15 protein-coding genes are annotated in these 17,295 nt (G+C 58.6%); 8 read left to right on the plus strand and 7 right to left on the minus strand.

Features of this window, described 5'->3' with window-relative positions; all coding sequences use genetic code 11:
• Window positions 1-19 precede the first annotated feature (19 nt).
• The 3 genes from V5E99_RS15900 to V5E99_RS15910 all read right to left on the minus strand — a co-directional run bounded on the left by V5E99_RS15900 (window position 20) and on the right by V5E99_RS15910 (window position 3,871).
• Entirely contained in the window at window positions 20-2,050 is a 2,031-nt protein-coding gene (locus tag V5E99_RS15900; RefSeq protein WP_499803293.1) for a 2Fe-2S iron-sulfur cluster-binding protein, read from the minus strand.
• 55 nt (window positions 2,051-2,105) lie between these two features.
• Entirely contained in the window at window positions 2,106-2,732 is a 627-nt protein-coding gene (locus tag V5E99_RS15905; protein WP_499803294.1) for a glutathione S-transferase family protein, read from the minus strand.
• A 239-nt stretch (window positions 2,733-2,971) separates the two neighbouring features.
• On the minus strand, window positions 2,972-3,871 hold the full coding sequence (locus V5E99_RS15910; protein WP_499803295.1) for a LysR family transcriptional regulator: 900 nt from the start codon (window positions 3,869-3,871) through the stop codon (window positions 2,972-2,974).
• Between the two features lie 147 nt (window positions 3,872-4,018).
• Here V5E99_RS15910 and V5E99_RS15915 point away from each other — a divergent pair, with 147 nt between their 5' ends.
• The 6 genes from V5E99_RS15915 to V5E99_RS15940 are packed head-to-tail and all read left to right on the plus strand — an operon-like array spanning window position 4,019 to window position 9,744.
• Window positions 4,019-4,642, plus strand: coding sequence for a CDP-alcohol phosphatidyltransferase family protein (locus V5E99_RS15915; RefSeq protein WP_499803296.1), 624 nt, complete (start codon window positions 4,019-4,021; stop codon window positions 4,640-4,642).
• Between the two features lie 26 nt (window positions 4,643-4,668).
• Window positions 4,669-6,426, plus strand: a complete 1,758-nt coding sequence (locus tag V5E99_RS15920) for a bifunctional alpha/beta hydrolase/class I SAM-dependent methyltransferase (protein ID WP_499803297.1) — start codon at window positions 4,669-4,671, stop codon at window positions 6,424-6,426.
• Complete coding sequence (locus V5E99_RS15925) at window positions 6,426-7,733, plus strand: phosphatase PAP2/dual specificity phosphatase family protein (RefSeq protein ID WP_499803298.1); 1,308 nt, start codon at window positions 6,426-6,428, stop codon at window positions 7,731-7,733. The genes V5E99_RS15920 and V5E99_RS15925 overlap by 1 nt, the downstream gene beginning before the upstream one ends.
• A complete protein-coding gene (locus V5E99_RS15930) occupies window positions 7,723-8,178 on the plus strand; it encodes a hypothetical protein (RefSeq protein ID WP_499803299.1) in 456 nt (151 codons plus the stop codon). Before V5E99_RS15925 ends, V5E99_RS15930 begins: the two co-directional genes overlap by 11 nt.
• An 11-nt stretch (window positions 8,179-8,189) precedes the next feature.
• Complete coding sequence (locus V5E99_RS15935) at window positions 8,190-8,810, plus strand: lysophospholipid acyltransferase family protein (protein ID WP_499803300.1); 621 nt, start codon at window positions 8,190-8,192, stop codon at window positions 8,808-8,810.
• Window position 8,811: 1 nt separating this feature from the next.
• Window positions 8,812-9,744 (plus strand): phosphatidate cytidylyltransferase, encoded by a 933-nt coding sequence (locus V5E99_RS15940; RefSeq protein ID WP_163910545.1) that lies wholly within the window; start codon window positions 8,812-8,814, stop codon window positions 9,742-9,744.
• 809 nt (window positions 9,745-10,553) lie between these two features.
• Here the strand turns inward: V5E99_RS15940 and V5E99_RS15945 are convergent.
• Window positions 10,554-10,748: a hypothetical protein gene (locus V5E99_RS15945; protein ID WP_499803301.1), complete on the minus strand. Its 195-nt coding sequence runs from the start codon at window positions 10,746-10,748 to the stop codon at window positions 10,554-10,556.
• 210 nt (window positions 10,749-10,958) lie between these two features.
• Here V5E99_RS15945 and V5E99_RS15950 point away from each other — a divergent pair, with 210 nt between their 5' ends.
• Window positions 10,959-11,948, plus strand: a complete 990-nt coding sequence (locus tag V5E99_RS15950; protein WP_499803302.1) for a hypothetical protein — start codon at window positions 10,959-10,961, stop codon at window positions 11,946-11,948.
• On the plus strand, window positions 11,945-13,045 hold the full coding sequence (locus V5E99_RS15955) for a hypothetical protein (protein WP_499803303.1): 1,101 nt from the start codon (window positions 11,945-11,947) through the stop codon (window positions 13,043-13,045). Before V5E99_RS15950 ends, V5E99_RS15955 begins: the two co-directional genes overlap by 4 nt.
• A 187-nt stretch (window positions 13,046-13,232) precedes the next feature.
• Here V5E99_RS15955 and V5E99_RS15960 read toward each other — a convergent pair whose 3' ends face one another.
• The 3 genes from V5E99_RS15960 to V5E99_RS15970 form a co-directional block, all read right to left on the minus strand.
• Window positions 13,233-15,074 (minus strand): hypothetical protein, encoded by a 1,842-nt coding sequence (locus V5E99_RS15960; RefSeq protein ID WP_499803304.1) that lies wholly within the window; start codon window positions 15,072-15,074, stop codon window positions 13,233-13,235.
• A gap of 577 nt (window positions 15,075-15,651) precedes the next feature.
• Entirely contained in the window at window positions 15,652-16,392 is a 741-nt protein-coding gene (locus V5E99_RS15965; protein WP_216642224.1) for an SDH family Clp fold serine proteinase, read from the minus strand.
• Window positions 16,393-16,730: 338 nt separating this feature from the next.
• Window positions 16,731-17,261, minus strand: a complete 531-nt coding sequence (locus tag V5E99_RS15970) for a hypothetical protein (protein WP_499803305.1) — start codon at window positions 17,259-17,261, stop codon at window positions 16,731-16,733.
• Window positions 17,262-17,295: the final 34 nt, after the last annotated feature.

Raw genomic sequence — 17,295 nt, forward strand, 5'->3', positions numbered from 1 at the left:
CAAAGCTTGCTCCTACAGGTCAGAGATCGAGCACCAATGGCTGCGCACCCTTGGCCGGAATCGCACAACAAATCAGCACCTGCCCCTCCTCCGGAACTTCCGCCGGGGGCTGTGGATAATTCACCTGGCCGCTGATCAACCGGGTCTTGCACGTCCCGCACGAGCCGCCGCGACAACTGAATTCCGGGCGCAAGCCACGGCTTTCCGCCAACTCCAGCAAACTGCCGCCGTCCGGTTGCCAGCGCGCCTCTTTGGCCGAGCGCTGGAACACCACGGGCACCGAGGTCGTCGCGGCGGGCGGTTGCTCGATGACAATCGCGTCCGGGTCCAGACGCCGACGCAACGTCGACGGGCCAAAGGTTTCGGCGTGAATACTTGAATCGCGAATGTCCAGTTCCCGCAGGCTGTCGTACAACCCTTGGGTAAAACTGCCCGGGCCGCAGAGGACAAAATCCAGCTGATCGTAGTCTTCGACGTCGAGGATCGACTGGAGCAACGCCGTGTCGATGCGCCCGGTCAGGTCGAAGTCTTCGCCCTCCCGCGCCTCGGGTTCCGGTTGGCTGAGCAGGCGCGGCACGCGAACCGTATCGCCGGCGCCTTCGAGCAAACGGTCCAGCTCGGCGCGAAACGGTTGATCGGCCAGGGTCCGCGAACTCTGCAGGAAAAACGTCGGCCGAATGTGCCGCGTGCGCCAGCCCTGATAAACCACCTCGCGCACCATCGACAGCAACGGCGTGATGCCCACGCCAGCGGCCAACAACACCAATGGCCGACGTTCGTGGGGCGCCACGGTGAAATGCCCTTGGGGCGCTCGGGCTTCCAGCACGTCACCGACATGAATCTCGTCATGCACATGGGAAGACACCAACCCGTCGCGCTTCACGCTGATGCGGAAAAAATCGTCGGACGGTGCGCTCGACAGGCTGTAGGTGCGGATATGGGTCTGGCCGCCAATCGTGAAGCGCAACGGCAAATGCTGCCCGGCCTGGAACACCGGCAACCCGACACCGTCGGCGGGCGCCAGATAGACCGAGCGAATGTTCTGGCTTTCCGCTTCGATGCGCACCACCCGCAATGGCCGCCAAGCGTCCCCCAAAGCCTGGGCTTGCAGGCGCGCGGCGGCTTGTTCCCAGTTCCCGGTCATCAAACTGTTGGGCGACATGCCATCGAAGCGCCAGCGCAGGGCCAACGCCGCCGGACGCCGCACCAGGCGTTCAACCTCAAGCGTCCACAACCGCTCGGCACCTTGAAACGCCTCTATCTGCGGGCCATCGAGGATGACCTCGGTGCGTCCGCTGAGTTGCAGCAAGTCTCCGGAATTGAAGTCGATGAACAGCAAACCGGCCCGTGGATTGGTCAGCAGGTTGCCTAACGTGTTGAAAAACAGGTTGCCGGCGAAATCCGGAATCGTCAGGCGATTGCCTTCGATACGGACGAAACCGGGCTGGCCGCCGCGATGGGAAACGTCCACCGAGCGCTGGCCGTCGACGTCCACATAACTGGCGACAAACAAGGTGTCGGCCCCGGCGATCAGCGCTTTGGCCGCATCGTCCAGCCCGTTGAGGTGCTGCGCGATGCGGGTCGAGGGGTCGGCCAATGGCACAGTGCGGAACTGCCTGAGCTGAATGTATTGCGGGCAGTTGCCGAAAGACTGATCCACCGAAACACCGAAACCGCTCGCCGTCATCGTTCCGACCCGGCCATTGAGACGGTTGCGCCGCCGGGTGTGTAATTCGATACCGAGCAAACCGATGGCGGACCCGGCCTGCAACTGCGCAGGGTCGTCGGCGGCCGGCAAGCGATCGAACTGCAAGCTTGAAGGTTCGGGAGAATGGGCAAAACCTGGCGGCCCTTCGAGAATGCTCGCCCAGGGATGACCGTCGGCGTCCACCGCGCCGTATAGCATGAACGGCAGTTGCTGATAGAACTGGCGATGCTGGTCTGGCATCTCGCTGCGAATCACCCGACGGCCGAGGGTTTCCATCCGCTCGGCAACACCCACATGTTCCTGCAACTGCCGTTCGCCGGCATGCCACGGTGAATGTTCCATAACGCCATCTCCCGAAGTGCAATGTGGACGGCCCGACACAGTCGGGCCGCAAGCATCAGGCGGTTTGTTGCAGGCCGGCGACGGTGCGCGGCATGCCGACAAACCCCGGCAAGGCTTCGATGCGGGCCAGCCAGGCGCGGACGTTGGCGTAGTCCGCCAGGGACACATTGCCTTCCGGCGCATGGGCGATGTAGCTGTAGGCCGCGATGTCAGCAATGGTCGGCTCGTTGCCCACCACATATTGGTTGTTGGTCAGTTCCTGATCGATCACCTTGAGCAAGTCGTGTGAACGCGTGATTGCTTCTTCGGCGTCGTAGGGTGCACCAAACACAGTAATCAGCCGCGCTCTGCCGGGGCCAAAGGCAATTTGCCCGGCCGCCACCGACAACCAGCGCTGAACCTTGGCGGCTCCGACCGGGTCGGTGGGCAGCCAGCGACCGTTGCCATATTTTTGCGCGAGGTACACCAAAATGGCGTTGGAATCCGCCAGCACCACGCCTTGATCATCCAGTACCGGCACTTGGCCAAACGCGTTGAGCGCCAGGAATTGCGGCTGTTTGTGCTCGCCTTTGGCCAGGTCGACGAGAATCAGTTCTGTCGGCAGTTGCAGCAGGGACAGCATCAACTCAGCACGGTGAGCGTGGCCGGAACGGGGGAAGTTGTAGAGTTTGATGGCGTGCATGATCGACTCCGCTGGGTGGTGGCGCCGTTCAGATAATGATCAGCACCGATGGCAGACATCATCCACCCATCGCCAAAACAACAGAATAACCAGCAAACGCAATCTATTATTTCATCCAGCGCAACAAACCCTGCCCTACTTGTGGGAGCGGGCTTGCTCGCGAAAGCGGTGTGTCATTCAACCTTTATGCTGACTGATACACCGCTTTCGCGAGCAAGCCCGCTCCCACAGGTTTTCGCTTATCCCAGGGCCGGGTGTTCGCGCAGTGCCTTCACCATAAAATCGACAAAACTGCGGATGCGCGCCGGAGCCTTGCGCCCGCCCTGATAGACGATGTGGATCGGCAGCGGCGGCAGTTCGAAGTCGGCCAGCACGATTTCCAGCTCACCGGCCGCGACTTTGCTCGCCACTTGATAGGACAGCACGCGGGTCATCCCCAACCCCAGGGATACCGCCGTGATTGCAGCCTGATTGGCGGTGACCACCAGCCGTGGCTCCGGGCGAACACTGATGGGCTGGCCTTTATCGAGGAACGGCCAGCTCCGCAGTTGGCCAATGGACGAGGTAGCCACCACCGGCGCCCCGGACAAATCCTCAGGATGCCGAGGCCGGCCATGGGCGTTCAGGTAGGCCGGCGACGCACAGATCACTCGCCGCACCTCGCCGACCCGAATCGCGTGCTGATTGCTGTCCGGCAGTTCACCAATGCGCACGGCGACGTCGATGCCCTCCTCAACCATGCTCACCACCCGATCCACCAGCAAGCCGTTGATCGTGACTTCAGGGAATTGGTCGAGGTAACGCACCATCACTGGCGTGACGAACAACTCGCCGAACAACACCGGCGCGGTGATCGTCAATTGCCCACGGGGCTGGGCGTGACTGCCTGCCGCCGAATCCTCCGCTTCCTGCACCTCGGCGAGAATTCTCCGACAGTCTTCCAGATACCGCTGGCCCGCCTCGCTCAGGTGCACGCTGCGGGTGGTGCGCGTCAGCAGCAGCGTGCCGATGCGTTGCTCCAGCGCCGCCACTGCCCGGGTGACACTGGCCGCCGACATCCCCAAGCGCCGTGCCGCCGCCGAAAAGCCCTGGGCCTGGGCTACGGCGGCGAAGACCTGCATTTCCTGGAAGCGGTCCATGGGTAAACTCCTGAGCACTGAACAACCCTCGCCTAAGGGCGTGGAGGTCGCGGGAAGCGGATGAGCCGTGCAGTATTGCTGGCATTGCGATTATTGTGACGTATAACCCTGAACGTTCACGCGTTCATTTGCCGAGACCGTCCGCCGATGCCCTCCATTTATCAACTCAAACCCGCCTTCCAGAACCTGTTGCGACCGCTGGTTCAACGCTTGTTCGATAACGGCACCACCGCCAATCAAATCACCGTGCTGGCCGGGGTCATTTCGGTGGTGGTGGGCGTCGCGATTGCCTGCTTGGCCAATCATCCGTGGGTGTTTGTGCTGATTCCGGTCTGGATGATCCTGCGCATGGCGCTGAACGCCATCGACGGCATGCTCGCCCGGGAGTTCGGCCAGCAGTCGCGCCTCGGTGCCTACCTCAATGAGCTGTGCGATATCGTCGCCGACTGCGCGCTGATCCTGCCGTTTGCCTTGATTGCCGACGTGAGCGTGTTGATTGTGCTGTCGGTCACGCTGCTGGCCGTGTTCAGCGAGTACAGTGGCGTCCTCGGGCCGATGGTCGGCGCATCCCGGCGTTATGACGGGCCGATGGGCAAGAGTGATCGGGCGTTTGTCTTGGGCGTGGTGGCCACCGGCATCGCCCTCGGCTGGATCAACCCGTTGTGGATTAACGTTGTGTTTGGGGTGGTCGCCGTCCTGCTGGCTTACACCTTGATCAACCGGGTCCGCCAGGGCCTCAAAGAAGTGCAGGAAACAGCCCCTTCAGCGTAAGGGCCACACAGCATATGGAGCATGCAATGCGCGAAACCCAGACTCAGACCTTCACCACCCACGACGGCGTCGAGCTGTTCTACCGTCACTGGCCGGCCACCGCAGGCAATCCGGATGAACCGCGCAAAGCGGTGCTGCTGTTCCATCGCGGCCACGAACACTCCGGGCGCATCGCCCACTTGGTGGATGAACTGGACCTGCCCGGGTTCGACTTCTTTGCCTGGGACGCACGCGGCCATGGCCAGTCCCCCGGCGCACGCGGCGACAGCCCGAGTTTCGCCACCAGCGTGCGGGACGTGCAGACCTTTTGCGATCACCTGAACAGCGCCCACCAGATCGACGAAGAGAACATTGCAGTGATCGCCCAGAGCGTCGGCGCGGTGATTGTGTCGACCTGGGTCCACGATTACGCGCCACGCATCCGTTCGCTGGTGCTCGCCTCGCCCGCGTTCAAGGTCAAGCTCTACGTACCGTTCGCCCGTTCGGGCCTGGGGCTGATGCGCAGGTTTCGCGGCAACTTTTTCGTCAACAGCTACGTCAAGGCCAGGTTCCTCAGCCATGACCCGGAACGCGTGGCGTCCTACGACAGCGATCCACTGATCACCAAGGCGATTTCGGTGAATGTGTTGCTCGGTTTATACGAAGCCGCCGACCGCGTGGTGGCCGATGCCCAGGCGATCCAGGTGCCGACCCAGTTGCTGATTTCCGGCTCGGACTTTGTGGTCCATCGCAAACCCCAGGAACAGTTTTTCGAACGCCTGGGCAGCCTGAAAAAGGAAAAACACATCCTGCCGGGCTTCTTCCACGACACCCTCGGCGAGCGGGATCGCGCCGTGGCGGTGGCCAGCGCCAAGCGTTTTATCCTGCAAAACTTCGACTACCCGCTGGACCGCGCCTCGCTGCTGGACGCCGACAAAATCGGCCTGACCTGCGCCGAATCCGAATCCCTCGCCGCGCCGCTGCCGCACAACTCGCTGCGCGACCTGTACTGGCGTATGACCCGCGCCAGCATGCGCCTGGGCAGCAAACTGTCCGATGGCGTGAAACTGGGCTTCGACACCGGTTTCGACTCCGGCAGCACCCTGGATTACGTGTACCGCAACCAGCCCACCGGCAAGGGTGGACTGGGGCGGATGATTGACCAGAACTACCTGAATTCCATCGGCTGGCGCGGTATTCGCCAACGCAAACTCAACGTCGAAGAACTGCTGCGCCTGACCATGGCCAAACTGCGCGACGAAGGTCGCCCGGTGCGCATCGTCGACATCGCCGCCGGTCATGGCCGCTACATTCTTGAAGCCTTGCAAGGCGTGAGTCCGCTGCCGGAATCGATCCTGCTGCGCGATTACAGCGACATCAACGTGCGCGACGGCGGTGCGTTGATCCGCGATAAAGGCCTCGGCGGCATCGCGCAATTCGTCAAGGGCGACGCGTTTGACCGCGCTGATCTGGCAGCGCTGGAGCCGAAGCCGACACTGGCGGTGGTGTCCGGGTTGTATGAGTTGTTTGCCGACAACGGGCTGGTCGGCGGTTCGCTGGCGGGCCTGGCCGAAGCGGTGGAACCCGGTGGTTATCTGGTCTACACCGGCCAGCCGTGGCACCCGCAACTGGAACTGATCGCCCGCGCCCTCACTAGCCACCGCCAAGGCCAGGCCTGGGTGATGCGTCGGCGCAGCCAGGCGGAAATGGATCAACTGGTGGAAGCGGCAGGTTTCCGCAAGATCACCCAGCGTGTGGATGAATGGGGGATCTTCACGGTGTCTCTCGCACAACGGGTGCAATGATGCTCCAAGCGCCAAGGGAACCGGGATTACTCAAACCAGCAGTGCTCTGGTTGTTGCTGCTGGCGCCGCTGTTTTTCGCCAGCTACGGCTTTGCCACGTGGGTCACCAACCAGCGCAGCGACGTCGGCACCTTCGTGTTCGAGTGGGAAAGCGCCATGCCCTTCTGGGCGTGGACCATCGTGCCCTACTGGACGATTGATCTGCTGTACGGCTTTTCCCTGCTGCTGCCCAACAGCCGCCACGAGCTCAAACGCCACGCCTTGCGGCTACTGAGCGCTCAGGTGATTGCGGTCAGTTGCTTCCTGCTGTGGCCGCTGCGCTTCACCTTCGACCGGCCGGAACTGGACGGGGTGTTCGGCTGGCTGTTCGCGGTACTGGCCGGGTTCGACAAACCGTTCAACCAGGCACCGTCGCTGCACATCGCCCTGTTGGTGATTTTGTGGGTGATGTATCAACGGCACACCCAAGGCTTTTGGCGCTGGGTGGTGCACGGTTGGTTCGCGTTGATCGGGATTTCGGTGCTGACCACTTATCAACATCACTTTATCGACTTACCCACAGGTGCCCTCGCCGGTTGGCTGTGCGTGTGGTTGTGGCCGCTGGATCGGCCGAGTCCGTTGAGCAGCCTGCGACTGGCCAAGGATTCGAAACGTTGGCGGTTGGCCCTGCGATATGGCGTCGGCGCTGCGATTTTCGCGATCCCGGCCTTTGGCCTGGGCGGCGGGTGGTTGTGGCTGATCTGGCCCGCCGTGGCTTCATTCATGGTCGCGCTCAATTACGCGTTGTTCGACGCCGCCGGTTTTCAGAAACGCGCCGACGGACGCCTGAGCCCGGCGGCCCGTTGGTTGTTTGCGCCTTACGTCGCGGCGGCGTGGATCAATTCACGGCTGTGGACACGCAAGCATCCACAGCCCAATGAGGTTGTGGATAACGTTTGGCTCGGTCGCCTGCCCGACGCGGATCAGTTGGCGCCGTTTAACGCCGTGGTCGATCTCTGCGCCGAACTACCACTGAATCCAAGTGGCCGCGCTTATCAAAGTATTCCGGTGCTCGACCTGACCGCGCCCAGCGCTGAGCAATGCCTCGCCGCCGCCCAAGCGATTGAACAATTGCGCCAGCACGGCCCGCTACTGGTGTGCTGCGCGTTGGGTTATTCACGCAGTGCCACCGCCGTGGCTGCGTGGTTGCTGCACAGCGGACGAGCAGCGACAGTCGATGCCGCCGTGACGATGATTCAAGCCGCACGCCCGCACGTGGTGTTGCACCCGGCCCATCGCCAAGCCCTGGAGCACGCCTATGTCGGTTGATATGGAATTGCACGTGGTCGCCAGTCTGCTGCGTCGGGGTCGCAGCCTCGATCAGTTATCCACAGGGCTGACGCTGCTCGGTGTGGTGTTCGGGCTGTTGCAACTGCTGTTGATCACCCCGGTGGCGCTGGGCCTGCTGCTCAGTGCCTGGCTGATCGTCGTCGGTTTGTTGCAAAAATACTGGGCACTGCGCGTCGCGTTCGACGCGGACTTGTTCGATGCCGTGGCCCAAGACGCTGACGCCGTGCCGCACCGCACTGTCGATCTCGATCAAGCCTTGCACAGCCTCGGCCTGCATCCGGCCAATCGTGCCGGGCGGCCCTGGGCCGAGCGTCAGCGCGGGGCGCTTAAACTGCTGCGCAATCAGGCTGTCCTGGTGGCAGCCCAAGTGCTGCCGACATTGGCCATCATCCTGGCCAGCCCCTGGCTGTCCTTCGCCGGATAAGGAAATCGTTTATGTTCGAACCCGTGGTCGCCACCCTCATCACCTCCATGGCCCGCACCGTCACCGGCGCCCGCAGCCTGTGGATGGGCTGCGCGCCGGAACCGGTGCAGCGGATTTATTTCGCCAACCACAGCAGCCACGGCGACTTCGTGCTGCTCTGGGCCTCGCTGCCCCCCGCCCTGCGCAAACTCACGCGGCCCGTCGCCGGCAGCGACTATTGGAACAAAAGCGTCGTGCGCCGCTACATCATCAACCGCGTGTTCAACGGCGTGTTGATCGACCGCGAGCGCAAGGAGCCTGTGGATAACCCCTTGCAGCCCATGCTTGATGCTCTGGAGAACGGGGATTCGCTGATTATCTTTCCCGAAGGCACGCGCAATCTGGAGGACGGTCTGCTGCCGTTCAAAAGCGGTCTGTATCACTTGGCGAAAAGTTACCCACAGGCCCAAGTGATTCCGGTGTGGATCGCCAACCTCAATCGCGTCATGCCCAAGGGTCGAGTGCTGCCACTGCCGCTGTTGTGCACCACCAGTTTCGGCGCCCCTTTGCAGTTGGAAGAAGACGAGAGCAAAACGCAGTTTCTGACCCGCAGCCGCGACGCCCTGCTGGCCCTCGCCCCGGAGCATTCCTGACATGGATAGACAAACCCTGATGCTGTTCGGCGGGATCGGCATGATTCTGGTGCTGGCCTCGCTGATCGGCCTGATCCTCAAACTGCGCACCCGTGGCACGCCGAACGCAGTGGTCGACAACCTCAACGCCCGCATCAACGCCTGGTGGGTGATGGTGGTGGTGATCGGCATCGCGTTTTGGCTGGGCACCGGCGCGGTGATCCTGCTGTTCTACGCGGTGTCGTTCTATGCCCTGCGCGAATTCCTCACCCTCACGCCGACCCGTCGCAGCGACTACCCGGCGCTGGTCGCGGCGTTTTACCTGGCGTTGCCGCTGCAATACCTGCTGATTTATTTCGATTGGTACGGACTGTTTTCGATCTTTATCCCGGTGTACGTGTTTCTGCTGCTGCCGATCCTCGCGTCCCTGGGCGGGGACAGCACGCACTTCCTCGAACGCGCCTCGAAAGTGCAGTGGGGCTTAATGATCGCGGTGTTCTGCGTGTCGTTCGTGCCGGCGCTGCTGACCCTGGACATCGTCGGATATGAAGGCCGCAACCTGCTGCTGATCGCTTACCTGGTGATCGTGGTGCAACTCTCGGACGTGTTGCAGTACGTGTGCGGCAAGCTGTTCGGCAAACACAAAATCGCCCCCAACCTGTCGCCGTCGAAAACCGTCGAAGGCTTTGTCGGCGGCGTGCTGCTGTCGTCGCTGATTGGCGCGGCGTTGTGGTGGACCACGCCGTTCAACCCGTGGCAGTCGTTCTTGATTGCGTTGCTGATCAACCTGCTGGGCTTTGCCGGCGGCATCGTGATGTCGGCGATCAAGCGCGATCGCGGCGTCAAGGATTGGGGCCACATGATCGAGGGGCATGGCGGGATGCTGGATCGACTGGATTCGGTGTGTTTTGCCGCGCCGATCTTCTTTCATCTGGTGCGCTACTGGTGGACTTGAAATAGCCGGCCTTATCCGAGGCAAAAAAAGACCGCAGCCAAAGCTGCGGTCTTTTTGTTTCTGGTTATCAACAACATAGTTTGACACAGCCCCTCCCGTAAATCGGGGTCTGTAGGATGATTCGGGGTAAAGGCAACAGCAACATAGATTGACACAGATGGGTCGCACTTCAAATACGGGGCTCGATTGGTAACAACATAGATTGACACTACATCGAGAGCGTTCATTCAGGCCGAAACATTATGTGAGCGCGACCGGTCACTCACCTGTGCGGAAATAGCGTTTTTTCAGCACAGGCTCAGTGCGATGTCTAAATCCGTGCGCAACCTTCGACCGGTCCCCATCACGCTTCACCTCGCGCCGAGAAAAAGTCGTAGAAGGACACGACCGCCAAAACGGCCGTATTCAAAACATTTTCCAGACTACACCCGCTGAAAGTTGAAGCGATGAATCCAGACCAAAGGGAAAGCCTGGAAAGGAAAACCCCCGTAGATACGGGGGTTTGAGCCTTGTGTCAATCTATGCTCATGAGTGTCAAACTTTATTGTTTTGTGTCAATCTTTATTGTTCAAAACCAGTTTCTGTGATGAAACAATAAAGATTGTCACAGTGCCCCGCGTATTCCGGGGCCCGTAGGTCATTACAAAGCTAGCTCCATAAAAATAAAGTTTGTCACAAAACTCAAAATCTCCAAAAAAACGGCTCCATTGCAAACAATAAAGATTGTCACAAGGCCTTTGGGGTTACGAAATTCGTAAAGAGATGCGCTGGAACCGTTGGCAACGCACACCACATAGCTCGCCGATTCATTACGGCATGTCGAGGTAGGCGGCACCTGGGCACAGCGCCCAAACACACCGCTCATCAGATGGTCGTCCACCTTTGGTGGTCACGTTAACTCGATTCGGCGTCCACACGGGCACACCGACAGAACTGAGCGTCAGCGTCAGCGTCAGCGTCAGCGTCAGCGTCAGCGTTGAGCTTCGCATCGGTTGTTTGCTCATGCAAAGCCGGCAAGCCATCTGCCATTCGGATACGGCGCAACCTCCATACTCAGCTGTGAGCGGCCCGTACTGGTGCTTCCCGTGACGCTCCCGACGAACACGCTGCTCCCCCCATTCTCTTCCGGTTTGGATCCCGTATGATGGCTACTCGCTATGCTGCGGCGTGCTAGATCAGCATTCGGGATCATCGACTAATCGAAAGGAACAGACATGCCCAACGAAGTGTTGTCCACTGCGCAGCTCAAAGAGCTAGTGAAGCAAGTAGTGGTTGCCCAGGGCAACAACTTCATCAAAGACCTGCTGCGTGCCACTGATAGCAAAATCGGCGCCACCAAGCAGGACTTCGTCCAGAACCTGGACGGTGCCATCGACGAAGGTCGCTTGACCCAGGCCCGCCTGGAGGCTTGGCTTGCAGAGGTCGAGGGCTGGGGCGATCAGTATGTCTACGTGCTATCGCCGCCGGCGATTGATGCTGCAGCGCTAACTCGAGCCATCAACGCGAGCCCAGTCGCTCACCTCAACGATGCTGCGGCTAGCCCGGAGTTTCCAGAAGACCTGGAGCTCAAGCAGATTGCAGTGGATGGCCAGCATTTGTCGATGGTGTGGCACCAAGGCAAGGAAGCATGGAACCGCTGGTCACGGAAGGATTACGAGGAGGAGGAAGGGGTTGAACGGTACCGATACGTTGCCTACCGGCAACGCCTTGATCGAAGCGTCGTTCGATTTGAGTGGCGATTCGGCGACGAATACTGCCTTGTCCTCATCCACCGTAATCCTGAGATCAAGCACCATGACGTTTTTGAGGCCGTTGGAGAGATGCTCGCGCGATTCGGGTGTGGCAACTTGCCTGTAAGGCTCGTGCCGCTTACGCAGGCTATCCGGACGTCAGCCCAGAGGATTAATGGCGTGCAATCGACCCGGTTTGAGCAGGATGCCGGCTACGTCGAGGTTGGCTCTAACTTACCGGGAATGGGGATCGAGGCGGTAGGGCCCGTGCGAGTAGTTTTGCAGGCCGTGGACACGAACCAGTTTGCCAGGGCGCAAGGGATGCTCAATTTCGTCTCTCTGGAGCACGGGACGAGCCGTGACCTCTCCGTGGAGGTGTTCGGCGCCGAGGCAAAATTGAGAATTTGGGCTCAGTGCAAGCGTGAGGACGTGCTGGTGATTCTCCGATTGATCTGGGGGTACAACGCACCGTGACTACCGCTGAGGATTCACCAGAGGAGCGATGGGCCAGGGAACTCAGTTGTCGGGTTGAACTCGGTGAAAACATCGAGTTTTCCGCAGCTTTACTCGCACGCCAATTGGGTGAGTCTGATGTTGTTCGCCTTGAAGCGTTCCTTACCAAAATAGTGGGGTGGGGCTCGGCCATCGGGTTTACCGCTTTCATTTGCCCTGTTGACAGCTGCCGACGGACACTTCCGAATGGGGTTGACCCCGTCGCCTGTCCATACTGTAAGACAAACTTTGTCGAGGCTGACGCAAAAGCCATTCCTGAGCAATATTTTCGGCTCACCGCCGTTATCAGTCGCGACATTCGCTGGATGGTCGTCATCCATGGGATGAACAGCCGTGCTCCCTGGCAGGAGACGTTCAGTTGGGAGATCGCTAACCAGCTAAAGTACTCCGCGCCGGTACTAATCTACAAGTACGGTTGGGCAACGGTCGAAGTCCTTTTGGCACCCGTGCATCGCCGGATGGCCCGTAAATTAGGTGAGCGATTTCGGACTGCAATTGAGGCGGCGCGGTCAATGGGACGGCCCGACCGTCCTGACGTTGTTGCCCATAGCTTTGGGACACGCCTCTTCTCGTTAGTGCTTGAAGATCCCGGCTTTGCGGACTTGAAGTTCGGACGAGTCATCACTGCCGGGAGCATCATCACGCCCAACTTCGATTGGGATCGCCACTTGGCAGAGAAGCGGGTGGAAGCGGTGATGAATCACGTCGCTGCCAAGGATGGATCTGTGCCATTCGCTCAATGGTGCATTCCCGGGTCAGGCCCGGGTGGGAAAGTCGGTTATACGAGCCGGGCGGTTATAAACGTTCGAAACGATGCTTTTGGTCATTCCAGTTTTTTCAGACCGGAGAACCTTGGTGGCCTGATTCGAAAAAACGGCCTCTGGCACAGCTTCCTGACGCGTCCGCTTGGGCCTTTTAGACCGGAAGGTTGCTTTGTGAAGGAGGGCTCGTGGAAACCGCCTTCTCTTTGGCTGGTCGCAGTGCCACGCATCCTTGGATTCTTAGTGTTCGTAGGTGTAGGGATATTTTCCTGGCTAAGGCGCTTTGTCGATCCGTAGCGTGTTGGCGCTGATGCGATTTTGACCCATAGGTCAATTCGGCTTGAGCGACAACACGTCCCGAATCACCTAATACTACCTAGACAACAATACCGCCCATATATACAGATAATGCGGAAGTAGCTTCCCCGGTCGGCCAAGCAACAGGCGCCCTTGATCGCCCGCCCTTAGCCGAATTTAGGCGCGGTCAGGTTTGAATTGCGACCGTACCGTCTGCGTTGACCAGCAAGGTTGCCATCTTCCAGTCGCCCAAGTGCACTCCATGCGTAGGCGGGTTTACCACGAGAGTGCTGTTCCCGAGGGTGATACGGCCGCGCAGGTGTCCCGCTGGAAAATGGCCCGGCTCGCTATAATTACGCACGATGACTTCGTAGCGCTTTGCATTGAGTTGGTAGATGTTGATCATCTCGACGCCAGGTCCCTCTCGCACGTCTTCGAGTAATTGCGCGAAAAACCGCGCCTTCAGCCCTCCCCGGTTTCTGAAATCAACCATGACTTGCTCATTGCTCGTGTCGAGATTAAAGGCAAGTGCCAGGTCGATGTCTTGCAGGGTCTCGTCCCACTCCACTTCCAACGACACCTGTGGGTGCGCTAACTCTCCTACCGGTATGACAACGTTAGTAGCATCAGCGCGCGGTTGCGAACGCTGCTCTGGAGTCGATGACAGCGTCGCGGGTGCCGAAAACAGCGTTGTCCGTAAGAATTCTTGCAGCCCATCCGAAGCGTTCGGTACCGCATCTCCAATGAACCGTGCGCGATTGCGAACCTCAGGCTCTACGGCATCCAGTAATGCTGCCTCGGTCACCGGGCCATGGTTAACCACCAATACGGTCGCAAAACAGCAACTGCGCGCATAATCGTTAGCTGCACTGGAGAAGTTGGAAGTGCTTTGCTGCAGGTAATGCTTGCACTCAACCACCAAGCGGGTGGCATCGTTCGTTGTTGCCGTCCCACCTTCACGAAGCACCCTGAAGTCCGGCTGGATGGCGCGCTTGCGTTTGCGGCTTGCCCCCACCAGTTCACTGCGTACCTCACAGTGAATGGAAAAATGCTCGCCATGCGCCTCGTAACTGGCCAACGAACTACCCCCAAAGGCGAACGACAGCACCCTATCGCGAGGATGGAATTCAAGTTTGCTTGCGTGCTGCTTGGCGACGTTCAGCAGGCGTGTCCCGACCCAGACCGAATAGAGCTCATGGCGTCGTTTCCAGGTCGGTAGGTTCAACAGGTCGAGTAACTCCTGGTAGCTCTCATCGATCCACTGTTGCTTGACCGGTATCAATTCCACCGCCCGCATAAGTATTTCGAAAGTACGGTCTTGGTCCAGGTCCCGTGTGCTCAGGCCGTCCTTGATGAAGTTGATACTATCGACAATTGAAACATCCCAAAAATCGGTTGCATCCACGATCCTATCGAACTCTTCCTGTTGCTCCGCAGTCCTGGGGGTGCCTTGCCGTTGCTCATTTAGGCGACGAAAGTTGCCTGTCCGCGATAGCCCAACGGAGCTGCAGCGCTGCAGAAAATCTGCCACGGCGGCTTCCAACGCGAGCAAAGGCACATGAAACCTTGCAGGAGCAGATCTGGCATTGACCTGAGGCGCGTCTGGCAGGCTATCGTCCGGGCGATTTTCCCAATGGAAGCGGAGGTCGGACAGTATGTTACTGATTTGCCAACGCTGTTGCTGTGACAACGGTACGAAGCGGCTGGCGCACACCCGACGCGTACGCTCCTCATACGCTTGGAACTGCTCAAGGGTCAACCTCAGCGGGCCTGCCACCGCATCAAAGTTGAATTCGAACTCAAGGTTGCTTTCGCCCAAGGTACCCTCTGCCATGACGAGCGTTTCGAGAATCTCGTTCATCATGGCCGCAAAGCCCTTCTGCGATTCCAATACGGCAATCAGCAAGCGCTCCACCGTCACCGTCGGTGCAGGTAAATCCTGGTCAGCCTCTAGTAAGGCTCTGATCGTTTGGTATGCCCCGGCGGTGCCGCTGGCGGGGTCCAGTTGCTGGAGAACGGCCAGCTCCATATCAGCATCCCGCCCCGGCTTTTGTTTAAGCCGAAGCTCTAGGCCAGCCTGTTTGATCAAACGAGCCCATAGTTGGCTGGGTGTCAAATTCTTTGCGCTTGGCATTGCTCATCCGTGGCATGTTGAAGAAGGTGCAAATGCTAAAGCCATATCACTATAGGATGTCAATGTGCCAGCCCGCTGCCGCCTGAGGATCTGTGCTTTTTACTCTCACTTCGCCTTACCTACTTGTCACGGCACGGCGAAATGAATTCGCGATAGCTGATCCTCCGCATGAAAGCCTCACTGATCTGCTGCAAAGTTGATTAGCCAAAAAAACAAAAGCCCAGCTGATAGCAGGGCTTTGGGTTCAACGTAAACTCACAGGGAGCTTGGCGGGAGAGTCATCGACGACGGGTTAATTGGAGCAATGTTGTAGCGCTCAGGCTGAACGGCTCCAGACTTTACAAGGCGATCATAACGGTCGTTGATCGCTGAAAGGCGCTGGGATCTCTCCCCCGAACGGATTACCGACTCGCGTTCAAGCGCTTCTGCTGTACGGTTTGCAAGCGTCGTCATGGCATCCCTCCCTAGCTGGTTATGTGTAGTGAAGCATGAAAGCAGATCGCTGACGTTCTGCGTGCTCAGCGATCAGTTCTGAATAAACGCGCAGATTCTGCCTGAGTTCTTGATCATCAGTATAGTCTTCGATCTTTAGCTTCAGACCACCGGTTAACGTGTTGATTCCGATCATTCTGCCGTGCGAATGCCAACGGTTGTTATCGCTGAGATCTTTTGCAATTTGTTCGGCACGGGCCTCTTTTTCTGCTTCGGATACGGCCGTGCCCGGATTGGTACAACCATGGACTGTCCAGTCTTTGAATTTATATTTCACAAGCCAGAGTTTTAGCAGACTAACGGAGAGATCCCTGGCTTGTTCATAGCGACGAAGAGTCGCGAGATCCAGACGCTGTAGCATCATGAACTCTGCATCAGTGAGGCTCCCAGCCGCAGATTTTTCGATGAGTTGATTCACCTTGTCGATGTAACCGAGAGCAGGGACAAGCTGCCCATCTGCCAAGGGAACCTGCGGATCAATGGGGCCGAGCGAGGAGGTGTAGTCCATGAAAATTTTATCGCCGGACATACAAAAAATTGTACCAGCGGACATCGCTGCCGTAGGTACCACGAAAAAGACTTCATTAAAATGATGTCGAGTTACCTCAACCATTTTTTCAACAGCTTCAACCACCCCGCCTGGCGTAGCTATGACGATGCAAATTCGGTTCGGATTTTCTGTATCGGCGCGATGCTGAACTAACTCTTCGATTGCATTCACGTACGCGCTTTGGACTGCAGGGTGTATGGGGCCGGAATATGCCAGCAATGAGCATCCGAAGTGCTTCGCAATCAGCCCCCGATAATGAGTCAACGCAATGAGAATGTGATTATCAAGACTAGGCACATTAGATCCCTGAGTTCTCTCAACTCGACAGTCCAAGACACTTTTACTTAAGCCACCTTAGCTGGCAATTTGAGGTCATGCCATTTTTCCGCTGCGCCACGCAGTCCGCTCCCACAGGAGGTTCGCGTAATCCAGGGGCGTGATATGTCTGCATTAAACACGCCGGCCGGCTTGGCGCCAGCCTTTCATGGAGCATTTATCAATAGTGCTGGCTACGAATCGATGTGCTCAATCCTGATGATAACCTCGCTTGGAATTATTCGGCCTGAGCTGGGCCGGATTGAAACTTCGCGTTCTTCAGGATACTTCGGCTGTTGAGATTCGATGGCTACCAAGCCGTGCTGTTCGAACAGTGTGTCATCGATCCAATAAACGACTCCTGGTACGGTGTTACCGTCTCTATCATGGGTAGCGAAATACTCTGCCGTCTTCTTATCTCGAGTTGTCGAGATGAACGCAGAGCCCCATGTCCCCGTCTCGATCTGTTGAGCATTCACGGCATTTTCCTCGGAGGCCCCATATGTGAAGGTTCCGTCATAGCGTGCTTTGCCGTCATGCAAGGGGATAATTTCCCCCTGATCACCGTTTACCTTGATTGTGCCCGCTGATTCGGTATGGATCGCGAGCGAGACGCCTCTGTAGAGCATGTTTATTCCTCTAGGTGATGAAGTATCCAAACCGTGGAGACCAGAGTGGATACCGCTCGATCTGGTCAGCGCCAGCGACATATCAAAACTCAACATGGATCGGCTCGACAAAACCTGACATTGGGTCGTG

This window comes from Janthinobacterium sp. LPB2021202312-11-4 (assembly GCF_037049705.1).
Taxonomy (GTDB): domain Bacteria; phylum Pseudomonadota; class Gammaproteobacteria; order Pseudomonadales; family Pseudomonadaceae; genus Aquipseudomonas.

Excerpts from the sequence above, each read along its gene's own strand:
- V5E99_RS15900 (WP_499803293.1), bottom strand. The coding sequence starts at position 2,050 with ATGGAACATTCACCGTGGCATGCCGGCGAACGGCAGTTGCAGGAACAT.
- V5E99_RS15905 (WP_499803294.1), bottom strand. The coding sequence starts at position 2,732 with ATGCACGCCATCAAACTCTACAACTTCCCCCGTTCCGGCCACGCTCAC.
- V5E99_RS15910 (WP_499803295.1), bottom strand. The coding sequence starts at position 3,871 with ATGGACCGCTTCCAGGAAATGCAGGTCTTCGCCGCCGTAGCCCAGGCC.
- V5E99_RS15915 (WP_499803296.1), top strand. The coding sequence starts at position 4,019 with ATGCCCTCCATTTATCAACTCAAACCCGCCTTCCAGAACCTGTTGCGA.
- V5E99_RS15920 (WP_499803297.1), top strand. The coding sequence starts at position 4,669 with ATGCGCGAAACCCAGACTCAGACCTTCACCACCCACGACGGCGTCGAG.
- V5E99_RS15925 (WP_499803298.1), top strand. The coding sequence starts at position 6,426 with ATGCTCCAAGCGCCAAGGGAACCGGGATTACTCAAACCAGCAGTGCTC.
- V5E99_RS15930 (WP_499803299.1), top strand. The coding sequence starts at position 7,723 with ATGTCGGTTGATATGGAATTGCACGTGGTCGCCAGTCTGCTGCGTCGG.
- V5E99_RS15935 (WP_499803300.1), top strand. The coding sequence starts at position 8,190 with ATGTTCGAACCCGTGGTCGCCACCCTCATCACCTCCATGGCCCGCACC.
- V5E99_RS15940 (WP_163910545.1), top strand. The coding sequence starts at position 8,812 with ATGGATAGACAAACCCTGATGCTGTTCGGCGGGATCGGCATGATTCTG.
- V5E99_RS15945 (WP_499803301.1), bottom strand. The coding sequence starts at position 10,748 with ATGAGCAAACAACCGATGCGAAGCTCAACGCTGACGCTGACGCTGACG.
- V5E99_RS15950 (WP_499803302.1), top strand. The coding sequence starts at position 10,959 with ATGCCCAACGAAGTGTTGTCCACTGCGCAGCTCAAAGAGCTAGTGAAG.
- V5E99_RS15960 (WP_499803304.1), bottom strand. The coding sequence starts at position 15,074 with ATGGAGCTGGCCGTTCTCCAGCAACTGGACCCCGCCAGCGGCACCGCC.
- V5E99_RS15970 (WP_499803305.1), bottom strand. The coding sequence starts at position 17,261 with ATGTTGAGTTTTGATATGTCGCTGGCGCTGACCAGATCGAGCGGTATC.